The sequence below is a fragment of the Lysinibacillus sp. FW12 genome (assembly GCF_050817245.1).
Lineage (GTDB): Bacteria > Bacillota > Bacilli > Bacillales_A > Planococcaceae > Lysinibacillus > Lysinibacillus irui.
Genome location: NZ_CP139094.1, coordinates 4,079,353 through 4,099,077, shown reverse-complemented (window position 1 = coordinate 4,099,077; position 19,725 = coordinate 4,079,353). Strand labels below are relative to the sequence as shown.

Here is a 19,725-nt window from a genome sequence, read left to right as displayed (position 1 = left end):
AAGTGATAAGAGGAAAAGAGCGCTTTATAACACAGCTATATATGACAACAGATTTCATCTTTATTCAATTAGCATTTGCTGTTGCATGGTATTTTCGCTTTGTGATTAATAAAGAGCAACAAGGGTCGTATTTGCCACTAACTGATTATTTTATTTGGAACATTGTTTACTCGGTGGCATTTTTGGCTATAGGCTTTTTGATTGGCTTATACGTACCCAAAAGAAAAATGAAGTTTGCAAAAGAAATTTCCAAAATAATCCAAGTGCAAATTTATAGTATGTTTATTTTGTTAAGTGTTTTATTTATTGTTAAAACGATCGATATTTCAAGGATGTTCTTAATCATCTATCTACTTGTAGGGTTTTTGATAATTGTCGTATATCGCTTTTTTGTTAAGCAACTATTAAGAGCCATGAGAACAAAAGGCTTCAACCAACAGTTTGTGTTAATTTTAGGAGCGGGATCAATAGGAAAAAGGTATATAGAAAACTTAGATAACCATCCCGAATATGGGCTACAAGTAATTGGTTTTTTGGATGATTTTAAAGAAATCCATAGAGAACAAAAAGTATTAGGGAAGATTGAGGATCTTCCAACAATTTTAGAAAATAAAATAATTGATGAGGTAGTTATTGCACTACCTTTAACAGTTTTCTCTAAATATCACCAAATTATAGAAGCCTGCGAAAAGGCAGGTGTACGAGTATCGATTGTGCCAGACTTTTATGATATTCTGCCTGCAACGCCACACTTTGAACGTTTTGGTGATTTACCAGTCATCAATGTTCGGGATATACCATTAGATGAATATATAAATAGAGTACTGAAGCGAATATTTGATATTGCATTTTCGTTATGTACAATAATTGTTATCTCACCATTGTTATTGTTTATTGCTCTTGGCGTAAAATTAACCTCTCCGGGACCTATTTTATTCAAACAGGAGCGCGTGGGCCTAAATAGAAGAACGTTTTATATGTATAAATTTAGATCGATGAAACACATGTCTGTAGAAAACTCTAATACACAATGGACGGTGGAAAATGACCCCAGAAGGACTAAATTTGGTACTTTCCTGCGCAAAACTAGTCTTGATGAATTTCCGCAATTCTTTAATGTGCTGAAAGGTGACATGAGTATAGTTGGACCTAGACCTGAGCGACCTTATTTTGTGGATCAATTTAAAGAAGAAATTCCTAAATATATGGTAAAGCATCATGTGAGACCTGGAATAACAGGATGGGCTCAAGTATGTGGATTGCGCGGAGATACTTCCATTGAAGACCGAATAGAGCACGATATTCAGTATATTGAAAATTGGACTTTATTATTTGATATTAAAATAATTATGAAGACAATTATCAATGGCTTTGTAAATAAAAATGCATATTAAATTAAAATGCCAATAATTTTTGAATTTAACAGTGTTGAAAAACAATCATTTAGAATTCATGTAAATTTCTTTAGGAAGTGACGCGCAATGAAAAAAATCCGTAAAGCAATAATCCCTGCAGCTGGGCTTGGTACACGTTTCCTTCCTGCTACAAAAGCAATGCCTAAAGAAATGTTACCGATAGTAGATAAGCCTACGATTCAATATATTGTAGAGGAAGCCATTGCATCAGGGATTGAAGATATTATTATAGTTACAGGAAAAGGTAAACGAGCTATTGAGGATCATTTTGATAATGCGTTAGAGCTTGAAACAAACCTACTTGAAAAAGGTAAATTTGATATTCTTGAAAAGGTGCAGGAATCTGCCAATGTTGAGATTCACTATATTCGGCAAAAAGAACCACTTGGTTTAGGGCATGCCATTTGGTGCGCCCGTAAATTTATTGGTGATGAGCCTTTTGCTGTGCTGCTTGGTGATGATATTGTAAAAAGTGAAGAGCCCTGTTTAAAGCAACTCATGAATCAATATGAAAATACTTTTTCAAGTGTCATTGGTGTACAAGAGGTAGCCGATGAAGACGTTCATCGTTATGGTGTAATAGATCCGGTAAGCCGTGACAACCAATTAATGCAAGTCACTAAATTTGTTGAAAAGCCAGCATTAGAGGAAGCACCATCCAATTTTGCAATTATTGGACGCTATATATTGACCCCAGAAATATTCCGCTTCTTAGATGAAAAGAAGAAGGGGAAAGGTGGGGAAATTCAATTAACCGATGCCATTGAATCTTTAAATGGTATCCAAAGAGTTTTTGCCTATGCCTTTGAAGGAAGACGTTATGATGTTGGTGAGCAATTAGGATTTATAGAAACAATTATTGATTTTGCATTGGAACGTGATGATTTGAGTGAAGGTATAAAAGAATTTATTTTAAAAAAAGCCAAAGAGTTAAGTGGTGAAACGATATGATACTAGTTGTTGGTGGTGCCGGTTATATTGGTAGTCATTTGGTGAAAGAATTAGTAAAAAGTCAAGATGTTGTTGTACTAGATAATCTGAGCACAGGTCATTCTTGGGCAGTAGACACAAGAGCTATTTTTGTACAAGGTGATTTGGGAGATCCTACTACTGTTCAATACATATTTAATACATATAAAATTGAAGCAGTTTTACATTTTGCAGCCTGTAGCTTAGTTGGTGAGTCTGTAATTAATCCTCTGAAATACTATGAGAATAATGTTGTAGCTACATTAAATTTATTAAAAATGATGAAGCAATATCAAATTAATAAGTTTATTTTCTCTTCTACTGCTGCAACTTATGGGATGCCAAATGTTGATGACATCGATGAAGAAACGCCAACTCAGCCAATTAACCCATATGGTCAGTCGAAGTTAATGGTTGAGCAAATACTCGCCGATTTCGCACATAGTTACGGATTGAAATATGTTGTTTTACGATATTTTAATGCGGCAGGGGCTGATGAAACAGCTGAAATTGGCGAAAGTCATGATCCAGAAACACATTTAATTCCGATTATCCTTCAGCATTTAGGAGGACATCGAGACTACATTTCAGTATTTGGCACTGACTATGATACACCTGATGGGACTTGTATTAGAGACTATATTCATGTTACTGATTTAGCTAACGCGCATTTATTGGCACTTGAGGCATTATTAGAAAATAGGATTGCAACAGCAACATATAATTTGGGAAATGGTGACGGTTATTCAGTGAAGCAAATTATTGAAACGTGTGAGCAAATTACTGGGAAAAAGGCGAATGTACAGAATGTTGAACGACGTCCGGGTGATCCTGCTAAGCTAGTTGCCAATGCGGATAAAATTTATGCTGAATTAGGTTGGAAGCCCCGATTGGACATTCAAGATATTATAAAAAGTGCATGGATATGGCATAAAAAACAATTCTAATTACCAATTCGACATGGTTCGAGTTGGTTTTCTTTTTTCTATATGTCATAATATACATATCAAAATTTACCTTAAGAAGAGAGGATTCTATAGTGTTGACAGAAATTGTTAAAACAACATTGTTAAATTGTTCGCTAAATAATAGTGATCTTATTCAATATAAAGATCGTGTAAAAAAAATCCATAACACTTTGCCACAATATCCTCTAACAGGCTGGATAGATTCACCGCTAGAGAATCATGAAGGAATGCTGACTTCTATTGAACATGTAGCAAGTGAAATAAGGGCTTGTGCTGATGTTTTGGTTGTTGTAGGTGTGGGAGGCTCTTTCTTAGGTGCACGTGCGATACAGGAGGCTTTAATGCCTTATTTTGGTCTGGCTAAGAGCGGAATCGAAGTTGTCTACGTAGGTCTTAATATGAGTGGTGCCTATATTAAAGAGCTTCTCGCTTATTTAGATACAAAACAAGTATATGTTAATGTTATTTCAAAGTCAGGTGGGACAATGGAACCTGCACTTGCTTTTCGTGTCATGCGTTTATATATGGAAGAGCGTTATGGTGAAAAGGCAACAGAGCGCATTATTGTAACGACTGATGCAGATAAAGGTATATTAAAAGGAATTGCCGATAAGGCAGGCTATCGTCAATTTGTCATACCTGCTGATGTGGGAGGACGTTATTCTGTTTTAACTCCTGTAGGTTTGCTACCTGTAGCTGTTGCAGGTGTAGATATTCGTGCTTTAATGAATGGTGCTCGTCATGCTGCAACAGAGCTAGAAGAGGAAGATTTGGCATATAATGATGCCTACAAATATGCGGTGATGCGTCATATTCTCTATGAGCAAGGCTATACGATTGAATTACTTGCTTCATTTGAGCCAGGTCTCAATAAATTTCATGAATGGTGGAAGCAATTATTTGGTGAAAGTGAAGGGAAAGAGTATAAAGGGCTTTATCCTTCTACTGTCAACTTCTCTACCGACTTACATGCAATTGGGCAATTTATTCAAGAAGGTAGTCGCGTCATGTTCGAAACATTGTTACACTTCCATGAGATTGAAGGCGATTTAGCTGTACCTTTTGATGCACGGAATGAGGATGGCTTAAATTATTTGTCGACTCGTACTTTTAATGAGATTAATGCTATTTCTAAGCAAGGAACAGCCCTTGCACATGCTGAAGGCCAGGTGCCTGTTATTCAACTAGAATTGCCAAAGCTCGATGCTTATCATCTTGGTTATTTGATTTATTTCTTTATGAAGGCATGTGCGATGAGTGCCTGTTTGCTAGAGGTTAATCCATTTGACCAGCCAGGTGTAGAAGCCTATAAAAGTAAAATGCTAGAGTTGTTGAAAGAAGAAAAGGTGATAAGTAAATGATGAATGTTCAAGAATTAATTAATTGCTGGTTAGCTCAGCCGCTTCCAAGCTATTTAGCTGAGGAGCTTACCACTATTTCTTCTGATGAACAGGCCATTGAAGATCGTTTTTATCAATATGTATCATTTGGGACAGGTGGCATGCGCGGTTTACTAGGAGCTGGAACGAATCGTATGAACATTTATACGATTCGCCGGGTAGCAGAAGGTCTTGCTCGTTATATTGAGTCTAATGGGGAAGAAGCTAAACAGCGTGGCGTTGTACTGGCGTATGATACCCGCCATTTTTCCTATGAATTTGCCTGTGAGACTGCAAGTGTACTAGGAGCACATGGAATTCGATCCTATATATATAAGGAAGCTAGACCAACCCCTCAGTTGTCGTTTACAGTTCGTAAATTAAATGCTTATGCCGGTGTCGTAATTACTGCAAGTCATAACCCAAAACAGTACAACGGCTTTAAAGTATATGGTGAGGATGGCGCACAGCTAACACCAGATTTTGCAAATGAGATTATCCACTATATGAACAAAATAAAGGATATTTTTGCTATTAAAGAAGAAGAGCTTGCTTTATTAGAACAGCAAGGATATGTTACATGGCTTGCGAGTGATTTAGATAATGAGTATTTAACAAGTCTTTCAACTTTAAAGAGCAATCAAGATATGGCTTTAAATATGAACATTGTCTATACACCATTGCATGGAGCTGGTTTGGTGCCAGTTAGTGAAGGATTACGGGCATTCGGCTTTCAACAGGTACACATTGTAGAACAGCAAGCTGTGCAGGATGGAGAATTTCCAACAGTTCCATATCCAAATCCAGAGGAATCAAAAGCCTTTGAGTTAGCTATGAAGCTTGGTGAACAGGTTGGGGCAGATTTATTGCTAGCAACCGATCCAGATGCTGATCGTTTGGGGGTAGCTGTTAAAAGTGGTAATAGTTATGTGCTTTTGACAGGGAATCAGCTTGGTGCGTTATTGCTGCATTATATATTGTCGACAAAACAACAACACGGTACATTACCTCAAAATGGAGTTATGTTAAAAACGGTTGTTACTTCAGAATTGGGTGCTCATATTGCTGAAAAATATGGTGTAGCGACAGTAAATACATTAACAGGCTTTAAATATATTGCTGAGAAGATTGCAGAGTACGAGCGAACGGGTGAGTATTCGTATTTATTCGGCTATGAGGAAAGTTATGGGTATCTAATTGAAACTTTTGTGCGAGATAAAGATGCCGTGCAAGTTGCATTGAAGGTTGCAGAAATGGCTGCTTTTTATGAGATGCAAGGTCATACATTGCTTGATCAGCTTGACAATTTATATAAGGAATATGGTTACCACAATGAAGCACTGCTTTCCCAACAGTTTGAGGGTAAAAACGGGCAAGCAGAAATGGAAGTTATGTTACAACGTTTACGTGACAATATGCCAAAAAAAATTGCTAATTTGGCAGTGCTTCGTACGGAAGACTATTTAGTAGGACAAGCTGTCTTAGCAAACGGAACAATAGAAGGGCTTACTCTTCCAAAAGAAAATGTAGTAAAGTTAATTCTTGAGGACGATTCATGGATTGCTATTCGTCCTTCTGGTACAGAACCGAAATGCAAGTTTTATATTGGTGTAGTAGGCGAAACCGCAGAACAGACACAGCAAAAGCTTGAGCAAGTGAAGCAAGCTGTGCTGGAGATAGTAAAGTAGAATAAATTTAATTAGCGCTCCTTATTTAATTAGCAAAATGAATAATTAAAGAGGAGCGCTTTATGTATAAGAAAATATCTATATTATCAAGACTCTATTGAATAATTTGAGTAAGCTTCATATTTTTCATATAGTTTAGTCCCTTTAATTCAACCTTAACATCTTGAAGAGCAACTACTAATACTCTATTCTCTAACCCCACACGAGAAATTTTTGCTCCAGAAATAAGACCTTCATGTTGCATTGCTTCCACTATCTCTCCAAACGTTTCTTTATCTATATCAAAATCGTAAAATTTAGGTTCTTCATGATTATGTATACCTTCTAAAATATGTAAAGTAATATTATTATCCATGCTATAAATCCTCCAATCTTATGCAACAGTATAAATGATGAAGAAAAGCCTGTCACTTTATGTCATCTGAGAAATCATCTTTTTCAAAAGTGTTTAACAGTTTTGTAACTTTTTTATACGATAATAAGTCTACTTAAAAGAAAAGTTTAGAAATTCATGCCTAGAGCTAAACGAGTTTTATAGAAAATGTTCGTGCAAATTGGAGAAACTCCTTTCTTTATATGAAGCTTTTGAAGGAGGGAGGTTAGCACTCTAGTACCGTATTCTACTCTTTTCGATAAAAATCCCACATTTTAGGGGTTTTTCATGTTAAGATGATAAAGACTATTTTAAGTGGAAAAAAAGGAGATTGAGATGTTTAAGAAACTAAAGACTACATGTATTGTATCGGCAGTTGCTTTGGCTACGATTTTGCCTGGACAAGCGTCTGCATCAGCTGCTAGTAATAACGGAATTCAGATAAAAAACAATGTTTCCATTACAATTAATGGAGAAACGATTCATGTTTATGATCCTATTTTAAATAAGTCGGATTTTTTACTATTGCCAATGCGTGCATTATATGAAGCTGTTGGTGCAAGCGTTGATTGGGATAAGGAAACATTGACGGCCTCGGCTATTCGTAATGGTAAAACAGTAGATTTAACGATTGATTCAATGAAAGCTCTAGTAGATGGAGAAGAGATTGCGATGGATGTTGCTCCATTTATGTATAAAGATCGTACCTATATGCCATTACGTTTCGTCAGTGAAAACTTTGATGGGATTGTTAATTGGGATGAGGCTACCCAATCAGTAGACATTACACTATCAGATGAAACACCAGCACCGCCGCAGGAGGACCCGTATATCTTACATATCAATAATAAGCGTATTGTGATGAAAGATCCTATTGTTACGAAGGATGGAAGAACTTACTTACCTGCAAGCTACATTTATGATTATTTAGCTGATTCATCTGGCACATGGTTACCTGATGGCTCCTTCGAATTGCTAATTGGTGGGATGAGCTTTATTTTCAAAGATAATAGCAATCAAGCTTTAATTAACAATGAAGCAGTAACAATGATAGAAAAACCATTTGTTCAAAAGGGGAAAATGTACGTTCCTGCTAAGTTTCTTGTGGATGCATTAGGCGGTAATTTACGTTATATCACAGATAAAAAAGAAATGTATATTTACGTTTATCGTTATATGTTCACAAGCCCATTCCTTGATAAATCATTTGGTTCTACGTCTTATCCAGAGGCTGTGCCTTCTGCTCGTATAGAAGGAGATCGTGATTTATTTATTAGTGATAATCCAGAAACGCTAACACGTAAGCTTGTTCCACTGAATAATGCGACGCTTGCCCAATATGATGTGAAATCAACAGCAGCAACGAATAAGCATCGTATCTTTGGCTGGCATTACAATACTTTAGGTACAGATGTCAACATTGGGATTACAGTTCAAAACAAGTCTACGACTGAAAGCATTAAAGTCACTGACTCGAAAGGCATTAACCAAAAGACAGGTAATAGCTGGGTAGGTCATGACCTTGGTTTGACGATTGCGGATGCTGTGTTAAATAACAAGCTTCAGAAATCGGACAGTAGTGGCATTGTCATTGCCCCAGGGGAAACGAAGGTCATCGAAACATATGAACTAAACTATGATTATATTATTGGCTTTTTACATGATTTAGATATTCAAGCGGTTAATGGCGGTAAGCCAGAATATACGATTCGCACAGTACTTACTAAGGATAATAGTGATTTAACAACAATTCAATCCGAGCAGGTGGCAGTTGATCAGTATGCTAAACACCCTAGAGGTGCATGGTCTAGTGCGTCAATTCTAGCAGAACTACCAGCGTACACAGTAGATTCTCCTGAGGTAGGCTACAATATTTCTAACGGTCGTACTGACCATTTACAAACGGCTGAAAATTCAATGTCGCAAATTAATGGCTCTGTTGGAAATCCTGGACATTTTGGTGTGAATTATAAAATCTCCATCCCAGTTGTGAATCCAACTGGTTCAACAAAAACGATTAAAATGAAGCTTGCTGGTCGAGGTGGTTTATATAGTGGGGCTATTAAGGTCAATGGCCAAGTATACTTGGTACCGTCGTTACGAGTAGGTGAAGAGTATGTTGAACTACCAGATTTCAAAGTGAAAGGTTCAAAAGATACGATTGAATTAGAACTGATGCACGCTGGCGGGGTTAATCTTCCAGTTGCTATCTATGTAGAAACAAAATAAAAAAAGTCACTGGCACGGGTCATGTGACATGAGTTCGTGCCAAACTTTGACTATATTCGGAGTGAAAAAATGGCAAGAAAACTAGTAACAATGGTTGTCGTCCTATTCGTGCTTATACTAGTAGTTAGCCCAATCAATGGACAAGCAGCTGGTTTAGGTAATAAAGTCAGTGAAGTGAAACAAGAGGTTTCACCACAAGTAACACATATTCAGCAAAGCTATACTTCAAGTTCTTTACGTCAGTTTGTAAATGTTTTAGATGTTAATTTAAATAATACATATACAAAACTAGAAATCGGTATGCCGAACCCTATTAATTCATTAAAAACAACATCAGCGATGGCTAAGCAAAATACATATGATGGACATCGCGTTGTTGGTGCAGTCAATGCATCTTACTTTTTAGGAAATGGTATGCCCGCGAACTTGTTAGCGGAAAATAATGAAATTGTGAACTATGGTATTTTAGGAGATACGTATGATAGTCCAACACAAAAGCCAGTTGCCTTTGGTTTATCTAAAACAGGGAAAGCAATTGCAGACTATTATTCTACTAATCTTTCTTTCCAGGTGAATGGCAAAAGTTATCCTATTGATCTCATTAATAGTGAACGAGGAACAAATAAAAACGTTTTATATACACCTGAAAAAAGAACAACAGGTTCGAATGCATGGGGTGTAGAACTAGTGGTAACGGGTGCTACCCAAGATACAAGCACCCTGCATTTTGGTGATCAATTCTCAGGTACAGTGTCACATGTAACAACTTATGGAGTAGAAGGTAATTCATCTATACCAGCAGATGGCTTTGTTATTTCTGTTCAAAATAAAGAATTAGCTACTGAATTAAGTAAGATCACAGCAGGTACTAATGTGGATGTTAGCTTATCGATTGATCCAAAATGGATGGATGCACAATTCATTTTAGCTGCTGGTCCAATGCTTGTCCGTAACGGCAAGGTTGATATTTCAATGCCAACAAATTCTGGCTTTGCTTCAACACGAAGCCCACGTACGGCAGTAGCAGTAGATGCAACAGGTACAAAGGTATCTATTATGACGGTTGATGGTCGTATTAGCGGTCACAGTAATGGTGTTAATTTATCTGATTTAGCTGCTCATTTAATTTCAATGGGGGCAACTTCGGCTATTAATTTAGATGGAGGCGGCTCTACAGCGATGGTCGTGCGTAATCCAGGTGGTTATTTCGCTAATCTAGTGAATAGACCATCAGAGGGTAGTGAGCGTCGTGTATCAGCCATTCTACAGGTTGTTAATACTGCGCCACCTGGTAAAGCAAAATCGATTACATTAAATAGTGTTAGTCAAGTGATGAAAGGTTCATCTGTAGAAATGCAGGTTACAAGTGCTTATGATCAATATTTAAATCCAATGACGATCAACCCAGCGAATATGAACTGGACAGTTGAAGGAAATATCGGCAAGATGGACGGTTCTACCTTCACCGCTACACAAAAAGGTGAAGGGAAAATTATTGGAGAGTATGAAGGAATTCGTACGTCCACACCTGTGAAAGTAGTAGACTTAGCAGAAAAACCTATTGTACTAGATAGCTTCGATAATACGTCATCTTGGACAACAGAAGTGGCGAAAGCCAATGCTTCCTTAGCAAGCTCTAAAGAGTATGCGAGACAAGGAGCGGCTAGCTTACAGTTAAACTATGATTTCACAACAGCCGGCACAGGCACAAAAGCTGCCTATATGGTTGCTAAAGCACCAATTGCTATTTCAGGGCAGCCTAAAAACATTGGGGTCTGGGTATTTGGTGATGCAGGTAAGCATTGGCTAAGAGGTGTTGTGATTGATGGCGCTGGAGCTAAGCATACGATTGATTTCACAAGCCAGGGCGGTTTAGACTGGAGTGGCTGGAAATACGTGACGGCGGATATTCCAAGTGATCTAGCACAGCCATTAAAATTTGAGCGTTTGTATGTCGCGCAACCAACAGCTTCTCTTCAAAAGAAAGGTAAGCTATACTTCGATCAATTACAGGCTGTCTATAAAGACAATCACGAGGAATTAGTTTATACAGATGTAACGAAAGGGCATTGGGCATTTTCAGAAATCCAAAGCCTATACGATAAATCCCTTATTAAAGGGTACTCAAACGGAACATTTAAGCCAGAAGCATCTATTACACGTGCAGAGGCAGCTACAATCATTGCTAGAGCTTTAAATCTCTCAACGACGAAGGATTCAAGCTTTAAAGATGTAAGTAAAAGCCATTATGCCTACAGTGCCATTGCAGCAGTCGAGCAGGCTGGCATTATTAAAGGGCAAGAAGCAGGGAAGTTCAATCCAAACGGACAGCTTTCACGTGCAGAAATGGCAGCGATTTTAACAAGAGCGTACAAATTAACGGGAACAAGCAAGGTAAACTTCACAGATATTAAACCAACACACTGGGCGTACAGCAATATCCAAGCGCTTGTGGCGAATGATTTAACTGGAGGTTTCCCTGATAATACGTTTAGACCAGATGCACAAATTACGCGTGCTCAATTCGCAAGCTTCTTAAATAGATGCTTGTCATTAAAATAAACATGAAGAATCCTCTGTAGTGGCTACAGAGGATTTTTTCATGTTGTTTAAAAAGGAATGTTTGCGCTAAAGCGAGGGTTGATTTCCGTTTTAGAGCTACTTGCTTCCCTGTGGGCGTGCGCCGAGCCGCTTCCTCGCTACCACTTTGTGCATAGTGGGCTATTTTGATTGCTATGGCTAGTATGGAAGATAAGTAAAAGCCACTTTTTGCAGAAAGGTTGATTGGAGTGGAGCCAGCGTCACTCCTAGGGGATTAGCGCCACAGATGAGACCCTGGAGCGAACGCAGTGAGTGAAGCGGCTCATCGGACGCCCCCTGGAAAGGACGCTGGCGGAACGGAAATCAACCCCTCGCTTGCTTTTCTCAAAAGGACTTTTAAATAACAAAAAATCCGCCTAGCCCCAAAAAAGGCGAAGCGGATTTAGATTAGAAAACGATGTATTTCACATATTGTTTCCACGTTAAATCTTTAAAGTGGTTCCATTGTATTTTTTCTACGGGTAATGTGCGGAAGGTGTAGGCTTCAATATTACGCTTCTCATTAGTGAGCATTGGCGTTCCTTCATCTACATAGTCCATAAAAATAGCTGACTTAGCAGTATTAAATTGTACATTGATATCGATCAGCTGAATTTTGCCATCCTGATTGATAATATACAGCTTTTTATTGCCCTTTTTAGTCGTTGCTAACCACGATTTATCGACCTTATAGGAATCGAACGCTTCATTGACAATAATAGAGGCCTTGCCCGTTGTTGAAAATGGGATGTCCTCTAAAGGAGCGTCTTGTTGTAGTTTGACTTCATAATTTGTTGGTTGTGGCAATGCTGCTGTTTTGGCTAGTTCATTTGCCCAAAATGTATCATCGTCTGTCGCAATCATTTGTTTATCTAATACGACGCCAGATAATGCATCATCTTTAACATGCTTTACCTTAAAATCAACAGTTTGTCCTTCTTCAACCTTTTGCCATTCACTTTCGGATAAATAAGCATACATGGCTTTTTCATTTGAATAGATTTCAAACGTCAGTGCACCAGCATCTTCTTTAATCGCTGACACAACACCATCGATTGGACTGACAATACCTTGACGGGACTGTATTTGTGTAATCTGTGCCTCAATTAGCGCAATTTGACGATTGGTTTCAGCAATATGTCGATTTAACAGGGCAACGGCTGTTGATGGTGATTTTTGCTGAGCAAGCTCTAATTTTAGCGTAACAGAAAGCTTATCATTCATTTGATCTGTATTAATCGAGCTTTTTGGATCAGAGCCATCGCCGTATTCATCCTCAATTTGATCAAGTGCATCCTGTAAATCGCTTAATTCAGTTTCATAGGCTGTACGTTCCGATTCAAGCTTTGTTAGCTCCTCGTCCACTTCCTCCGTTTGATAGGTAGCAAGTAAATCATTCATCATGACTTTCTGGCCGCGCTTTACATTTACTGCTGATAAGCTTGTTGCATCAGCGGTAATAGTATATATTTCAGCAGGTGCTACAATCGTTTCCTTGTTAATACGTTCTTTATTTGTTCCGATGTGAGCCTTTTGAAACTCGTCGATAAAGTAGGATCGTGTCACGCTGCTATCATCCTTGAAGACGAAATAAGCATTGATACATATTACTAGCATCGCTAACACAATGGTCAAACTTGTCCATGGTCTTGCTTTAATCCATGCCATCATCCTAACCCCCTAGCAATCCATTCTTTAATTGGTAGAACACTTATCATGCCAACAAATAGAGCCATAAATAGCTGTATACCAATCAATTTGACTACTAACATCTTTCTGCTAGCTTCTTCCTCCCATTTGGACAGGAATAAATACTGCACAATAATGATTAAAACGGTTGTTACCGTCAATTGGTTAACAGTGAATAACACGAAATCTGTTTCAATCAGTTGTAAGGCAGCGGGAGCTAAAGAAAAGAACGAAAACATCGTTGTATAGCCTACAGCGTAGAAAACAGCAAAGAGGATTGCTTTTTCAATAAGTAGAAAGACTACAACGTAGAGCTGGACTCTTTTTATCCAAGTATAAGGAATGTCTGTTAATAAATGTAATAGATAAGTAACCCCATAATAATGGAAGCAAAAATAGATGGTCGCCCACAAAATGGCACCGAGCATTGACAGTATACGTGCTACAAAGTATTCATTTTGTAAATCCGAAGCGAATAAGGTCGTTAAATTTTCTGTCCCCATTCCCCAATATTCACGAGCAGCGAATAGCGCGATGAATAGGATAAACACCGTTAATGCGCGTTTTTTATATCCAGTGACTTCGCCTTCCTCTACGACGGTTGTAAAGTATGTAGGATTTTTTAAGCTATGCCAGAACTTATAGTGGTAAAACATAAACAGCGTCCTTTCTTCCAAATTAGGCTATCAAAGTTGTAGTATACACCTTGTAAAGACATTATGACATATGAAAATAGCTGTTTTTTTTCATGAATTTCATTGAAAAAAGCATATTTCGTCAGTGTATGTCGCTTGATGCAAAACACCACATCCATTATGTCTCGGCATAGTATGTCCAGATTTTTTTCGAGCTTGTCGAAAAGTACCTTTCCAAAATCAGTGACATCTCCCGAAGACTTTTTCTTAATTCAGTAAATGTTCAAATCTTTTGCTGAATCTACATAATTCTATTGTATAGTATAATTGAAATAACTTCCTGTTTTTCTAGCTAGTAATTTAGAAAAACTTCTTTTAATGCTCAAAATTTTGTAAATGTAGTAGAATGGCTTGAAAACATTTGATTTACACCGATACAAAAGTCATGATTTCTAAATGGAAATGAGCACAATCATTTTTACTATACATAAACGATGAAAGGGTGGTTCGGTTGAATCGAAAATTGACAGCAGGTGTCTTAACAAGTCTATTATTAGCACCTACAGCTATAGCAAATGCACAAGAAAATGATGCCCAATCTCGCATTACAACGCAATCAGAGCAGGTTGCCTATACGAATGAGGTAGCGGCTGCAACGACAAGAGAACAGCTTATTGCACAATTTGGTAAACTGTCGGAGAATTCGACAGAGGATGAAATGGTAATAGCAGCAGGAGATATAAAAGTAGTACAGAATTCGAATGAATCAGTTTTTAACGCCGAGGAGAAGGCATTTATTCAAGCAAAATATGATTATATAGTGGAGCAACGTCAATTATTAGCTAAACTTAAGACCATTGGAAGTCGAATAAGTACTATTTTATATTCCAGTAAGACATTTTTGGTGGATGTCGCAAATGCAAAGAATGAATACGACAAATTTTTAGGTAATGATTCAACAGACAAATCGTATTTATATGTGCAGGATCAATATAAAAAAGCAGTAGATGCAGCACTTCTAAATAGTGCTAGTGGTATTGCCACAACAATTCGTGGCACCTCCTTGCAATATGGATACAAAGACGACGCACGTAATGCCTATTTTAAAAGCAAGGGAATGGATGTTGACAAGCTAAACAAGTTGATAGCAGACGCAACGATGGCAGAAGTAGTAGCTAAAGAATTAGTTCAATTGGTTGATTTATTGGAGAAGTCTCCGGATTATTCAACTATTTTACCTGGAATGAATAGTTTTACGACAAATTATAATGGGCTAACAGCAGATCAAAAGAAAGTGGTTGAAGCGTATAATCCAAATGATAATACGGTCACACCTTTTAAAAAGTATAAGGATGCGTTGACAGGTTTGTCGGCTGTTGAAAAAGTGACTTCCAGCATTGCGCAGTTAAAAGCTAAGCAACCAATTGATTTCTCTTCAGCCTCAAGTTTTATTAATGCGGTGGCGGCTATAGAGAAATCCTACAACAGTCTTGATGCAGCCTCAAAACAAATAGTGAAAACAGAATACGATAGTATTACACAGTATCTTAAAGCGGCGGATATCTCCAAACGCATTTCAGCACTGCGTGTATCTAAAGAAGAGGCATATCGTACTGCAGTAACTGACCTAAAAAATGAATACGATCAATTAAAGGATGTTCAGGGGTATGTAAAAAACATAGCGGACTTGCAGGTGGCGCTTGCAAATGTTGCTTATGCAGTAGATATTGAAAAGAAAATTAAAGACATTGCTACTGTAACAGACAAGGAAAAGGTAACTGCCATTAAAGCGGCACGTGAAGCCTACAATAACCCTACAGGACCGAATATCAAAGCATCCGATGTCAAAAAAATCGTCAATAATTTAGCAGAGCTAACAATGTGGGAGAAAAACTTAAGTGCGGCATTAAAGGTAGATAAGTTAATCGATAATTTAGATCCAGCTGCAAAAACATTTGAAAGTAAAACGCTCGCTGCTTGGACTGCCTATAACAAGTTGAATGACAATGATAAAACATTAGTGCTGGGAGCTCCAAAGCTCACGTTGTTTAATCAATACGCTGATGTATCCAAAAAAATCAATACATTAAAGCCTACAGCTGACTATGGCATACAGCTTGCCGAATTAAAAAAACTAGTAGATCAATTAGATGCAACAGGTAGTGGTTATGAAGTACCTCTTACCAATTTAAAAACTCAGCTGGATGAAAAATTAAAGGCTTTGACTGATGAGGAAACCGCGGTACAGGCCGTTATAAAGGAAATTGGTCTGCTAGATAAAAATATAGCGATTGAAAAAATATTGACTGCACGAGCAAATTATGATGCGTTATCAGCAACAGCGAAAAAATGCGTGACAAATATTAAAGTGTTAACAGATTTAGAAAAATCCTATAAATCGGTTGTGAATGTCATTTCACAATTTGAAAAACTGGATCCTTCCTCTAAAAGCTATATTTCTAAAGCGAAATCAGCTTTTACTGCTTATGCGAAGCTAGATGAGTCCAATAAAACGTTTGTCCAAAATTATAAAGATTTAAAAGATGTGATACCTGTGATTGATGTAATGGTTCAAATCAGTACATTAAGTCCATCTAAAAAAACATATAAAGATGATGTGGCAAAAGCTGATGAAGCGTTTAATAAATTGGGTGAAGCTCTTAAAGCAAAGGTAGTAAATAGCGAGGACCTTACAAAAGCACAGAGCTATATTGCGCTGGCCAAGGCATTTGACGACCGTGTCACAGCATTGGCAAATGAGGGTCCTGATACATTTGTGAAAAAGGTAGCCGAACTAGCTGCTGAATATAAAGCAATGGATAAAAATGCTCAGAAGCTTGTGGAGCAGGCCAAAACATTAAGTGCGTATGAAAAAAGCAATAAGGATGTAATCAAGGTTATTCAAATGATCGATGCCTTAAATCCAACAAATAAGGATTATACAAAAAAAGTGCTTGCTGCACGTAAAGCCTATAATGCGCTAGATCAAGTTTCCCAAAAACGTGTCACAAACTATGCCAGCCTCACTGCTGTTGAGGATGTTGCTTCGTTAATTGGTTTAATTTCTTCATTAAAACCAACGAGTAAAACATTCTATCAGGATATGAAAACGGCTCGTGAAATTTACGATGCATTGCCTAAAGAAAAGCAGGAGGCAATTGTGAATTATGATGCACTAGTGGCAGCTGAAAATGAGCAGGGCTTAGCGCAAGGCGTTATTGAGCTTATTAATTTAACTGAGGAGCAGGATGCGGATTATTTAACGAAGCTAATGAATGCGCGTGTAGCCTATGATAAGCTGTCCTCTAACCAAAAGAAATTAGTGACGAATATTAAAGATTTAACAACACGCGAGAAAGCAGTTAAACCGATTTTAAGTGTGATGGTGCAAATTAATGAATTAGATCCTGAATCGAAAAGCTTTGTAAGTAAGGTAAACTCTGCACGCAAAGCATATGATAAATTATCAAAGGATCAAAAGAAATACATTGATAATATTGATGTCCTTTTAAAATATGAGCCTGTTTCCAATGTCATGGAATTGATTAGCAAGCTAAAAGCTTCAAGTAATACATTCCTTCAGGATACATCACGAGCACGCTCACTTTATGATGCATTGCCTGCCGATATGAAGCAATATGTAACAAACTACTACTTATTACAAGCGGCAGAAACGAGCATTTTAGGTGCTGGTAATGTGATGCAAATGATTGAAGACTTACCATCTGTTGATCCAAAGCAATATGTGAAACGTGTACAGGAAATTCGTGCTGCCTATAATGCTTTACCAAAGGATCAGCAACGAGCTGTACAAAATTACAGAGTGTTACAGGACCAAGAGAAGCTAATTAAGCCTGTCATTAGTGTGGTGGAGGATATTGACAGACTCCTAACAGCTAAGGATATGAATAGTCAATATCAAAAGATTTTAAAAGCCTACGACAAGCTCAATGCTGATCAACGACGCTATGTTTATAACGACCAGCTATTGCTTTCATTAGACAACGTTATCAAGGTTTATAATAATATTGCTAAATTGAATCCAAAGGACAAGTATTATTTCGGTATGGTTGAAGCGGTGCGTAAAGAGTATGACAGCTTGAATACTACGGATAAACAGCGCATCTCCAATTATGCTATCCTTTTAGAGGCAGAGAAAAGTATGGCTGATGTCAAGAAGGTTGTAGAGTTAATAGCGGGACTTACACCAAGCTCACCTACGTATATAGAAGATGTGGCAAATGCTGTAGCTGCTTATAAAGCGCTGGATTCTAAAATGAGAGGACAAGTCATTAATGAGGATGTCTTAAAGCAGGCAGAAAAAGATGTGGCTTCTGTTCTTAAAGTGGTTCAAGCTATTGGCAGTATTGATCCAGATAGCTCATCATTTGAGAAAAAAGTATTAGCTGCACAAAAGGATTATAGCGCATTGTCGATTGAGCAACAGGGGTTAGTGTATAACTACCGCATTCTTGAAGAATATCTTAAAATGATTGAATAGTTTTTAATAAAAAGGAGTTTTCCCAATGCATATTACGGGAAAACTCCTTTTATAATGAGAAAATGATGACTCCATTGATTATTTTCAAAAAAAGTGAAACTATATCATTTGAAATTCGTATCTTATAGTATATGGTGAACTTTTTTTACTGTCCCCATTTTATTTCCCATCGTGAGGAGGTAGCTCTGTTGAAAAAAATACTTTGTATAGTAGTACTTTCAATTGCTGCAACCGTAGGAAGTTTAACTAGTTTTAGTCAAGTAGAAGCGGCATCCGCAAAAGCTGTAGATGTGACAAATTCATACTGGGCAAATGCGTCGATTCAACATATGCTCACTAAACAATATATGACTACATACAGTGATAACACATTCAAGCCTGAGCAAGCTATTACGAGGGCAGAGGCTGCTGCTGCCATTGCACGCTCTCTTCAGACAAACGTAGATATTGCGAATTCAGCAAAGTTTAAGGACGTTCCTGCAACGCATCCGTATTACAAAGAAATTTGCCAGCTTGTACAGCTAGGTATCATTCAAAAAAGCGATGCCTTTCATCCAGAGGAGCCATTACAGCGTATGCAGGTAGCCAAAATGTTGGCATTGGCCTATCAGTTTAAAGTAGACAGCAATAATAACAGCCAATTTGCAGATATTTCTCGCACACATTGGGCAAAAGATTATATCGAATCTTTAGCAGATATAGGTATTATTGGAGGGGTGGATGCTAAACATTTTGCACCAGACCGAATGGTAACACGTGCACAGTTTGCTGTTTTTGTTGAGAGAAGCATTGCATTTCAACAAAAAGTAAAAAAGCTTGAAGTAGCCTATGACTATTTGGCAAAGGATTATATCCCAACTATCAACCTTTCTACTGAATGGTCGAAAAAGGTCATTGAACTAATTAATGTTGAAAGACAGAAAAACAAGCTGGAACCTGTTATCTATGATCCAGAGCTGACACAAATTGCGATTATTAAAGCGCAAGACATGGTGAATCGTCATTATTTTGAACATGTATCGCCATTTTATGGGGCACCTTGGGATTTAGCGACATTATTTGATTATGACTATACGAGCTTTGGAGAGAATATTGCGAGAAATATTAAAGCTCCTGAAATTGCTGTAAAGGCATGGATGGCTTCACCTAGCCATCGAGATAATATTTTAAAAGAACACTATACGAATACAGGTGTTGCAATAGCACAGGATAGCAAAGGAAATTACTATTGGGTGCAAATGTTCTCTAGTCAATAAGTTGTTATGTAACAATCAGTCTCTAATATTACAGGAATGTTAC

12 protein-coding genes are annotated in these 19,725 nt (G+C 37.6%); 9 read left to right on the top strand and 3 right to left on the bottom strand.

Features of this window, described 5'->3' with window-relative positions:
* Positions 1–2: 2 nt before the first annotated feature.
* From SJW71_RS21070 to SJW71_RS21050, 5 genes are all read left to right on the top strand, one after another.
* Complete coding sequence (locus SJW71_RS21070; RefSeq protein ID WP_431811486.1) at positions 3–1,394, top strand: undecaprenyl-phosphate glucose phosphotransferase; 1,392 nt, start codon at positions 3–5, stop codon at positions 1,392–1,394.
* An 87-nt stretch (positions 1,395–1,481) separates the two neighbouring features.
* Positions 1,482–2,366 (top strand): UTP--glucose-1-phosphate uridylyltransferase GalU, encoded by an 885-nt coding sequence (gene galU, locus SJW71_RS21065; protein ID WP_431811485.1) that lies wholly within the window; start codon positions 1,482–1,484, stop codon positions 2,364–2,366.
* Complete coding sequence (gene galE / locus SJW71_RS21060; protein WP_431811484.1) at positions 2,363–3,331, top strand: UDP-glucose 4-epimerase GalE; 969 nt, start codon at positions 2,363–2,365, stop codon at positions 3,329–3,331. Before galU ends, galE begins: the two co-directional genes overlap by 4 nt.
* A 92-nt stretch (positions 3,332–3,423) precedes the next feature.
* Positions 3,424–4,713, top strand: a complete 1,290-nt coding sequence (locus SJW71_RS21055) for a glucose-6-phosphate isomerase (protein ID WP_431811483.1) — start codon at positions 3,424–3,426, stop codon at positions 4,711–4,713.
* Entirely contained in the window at positions 4,710–6,419 is a 1,710-nt protein-coding gene (locus SJW71_RS21050) for a phospho-sugar mutase (RefSeq protein WP_431811482.1), read from the top strand. Before SJW71_RS21055 ends, SJW71_RS21050 begins: the two co-directional genes overlap by 4 nt.
* Positions 6,420–6,513: 94 nt before the next feature.
* Here SJW71_RS21050 and SJW71_RS21045 read toward each other — a convergent pair whose 3' ends face one another.
* The gene (locus SJW71_RS21045) at positions 6,514–6,774 is read right to left on the bottom strand and encodes a YjcQ family protein (protein ID WP_431811481.1); all 261 of its coding nucleotides are present in this window, start codon (positions 6,772–6,774) and stop codon (positions 6,514–6,516) included.
* Between the two features lie 354 nt (positions 6,775–7,128).
* On the opposite strand from SJW71_RS21045, the gene SJW71_RS21040 reads away from it, so the two are divergent.
* Together SJW71_RS21040 and SJW71_RS21035 are read left to right on the top strand one after the other, a co-directional pair.
* Positions 7,129–9,021, top strand: a complete 1,893-nt coding sequence (locus tag SJW71_RS21040) for a stalk domain-containing protein (protein WP_431811480.1) — start codon at positions 7,129–7,131, stop codon at positions 9,019–9,021.
* Positions 9,022–9,090: 69 nt separating this feature from the next.
* Positions 9,091–11,583, top strand: coding sequence for an S-layer homology domain-containing protein (locus tag SJW71_RS21035; RefSeq protein ID WP_431811479.1), 2,493 nt, complete (start codon positions 9,091–9,093; stop codon positions 11,581–11,583).
* A gap of 426 nt (positions 11,584–12,009) precedes the next feature.
* Here SJW71_RS21035 and SJW71_RS21030 read toward each other — a convergent pair whose 3' ends face one another.
* Both SJW71_RS21030 and SJW71_RS21025 read right to left on the bottom strand, forming a co-directional pair.
* Positions 12,010–13,272 (bottom strand): HlyD family secretion protein, encoded by a 1,263-nt coding sequence (locus SJW71_RS21030; protein ID WP_431811478.1) that lies wholly within the window; start codon positions 13,270–13,272, stop codon positions 12,010–12,012.
* The gene (locus SJW71_RS21025) at positions 13,269–13,946 is read right to left on the bottom strand and encodes a hypothetical protein (RefSeq protein ID WP_431811477.1); all 678 of its coding nucleotides are present in this window, start codon (positions 13,944–13,946) and stop codon (positions 13,269–13,271) included. Before SJW71_RS21025 ends, SJW71_RS21030 begins: the two co-directional genes overlap by 4 nt.
* Positions 13,947–14,436: 490 nt before the next feature.
* On the opposite strand from SJW71_RS21025, the gene SJW71_RS21020 reads away from it, so the two are divergent.
* Together SJW71_RS21020 and SJW71_RS21015 are read left to right on the top strand one after the other, a co-directional pair.
* Complete coding sequence (locus SJW71_RS21020) at positions 14,437–18,426, top strand: cell wall-binding protein (protein WP_431811476.1); 3,990 nt, start codon at positions 14,437–14,439, stop codon at positions 18,424–18,426.
* A gap of 188 nt (positions 18,427–18,614) precedes the next feature.
* Positions 18,615–19,682, top strand: coding sequence for an S-layer homology domain-containing protein (locus SJW71_RS21015; protein WP_274795595.1), 1,068 nt, complete (start codon positions 18,615–18,617; stop codon positions 19,680–19,682).
* The last annotated feature ends 43 nt before the right edge of the window (positions 19,683–19,725 follow it).

Bases quoted from the DNA above. Each gene is read 5' to 3' on its own strand.
- SJW71_RS21050 (WP_431811482.1), top strand. From the start codon at position 4,710: ATGATGAATGTTCAAGAATTAATTAATTGCTGGTTAGCTCAGCCGCTT.
- SJW71_RS21035 (WP_431811479.1), top strand. From the start codon at position 9,091: ATGGCAAGAAAACTAGTAACAATGGTTGTCGTCCTATTCGTGCTTATA.
- SJW71_RS21030 (WP_431811478.1), bottom strand. From the start codon at position 13,272: ATGATGGCATGGATTAAAGCAAGACCATGGACAAGTTTGACCATTGTG.
- SJW71_RS21045 (WP_431811481.1), bottom strand. From the start codon at position 6,774: ATGGATAATAATATTACTTTACATATTTTAGAAGGTATACATAATCAT.
- SJW71_RS21025 (WP_431811477.1), bottom strand. From the start codon at position 13,946: ATGTTTTACCACTATAAGTTCTGGCATAGCTTAAAAAATCCTACATAC.
- galE (WP_431811484.1), top strand. From the start codon at position 2,363: ATGATACTAGTTGTTGGTGGTGCCGGTTATATTGGTAGTCATTTGGTG.
- SJW71_RS21040 (WP_431811480.1), top strand. From the start codon at position 7,129: ATGTTTAAGAAACTAAAGACTACATGTATTGTATCGGCAGTTGCTTTG.
- galU (WP_431811485.1), top strand. From the start codon at position 1,482: ATGAAAAAAATCCGTAAAGCAATAATCCCTGCAGCTGGGCTTGGTACA.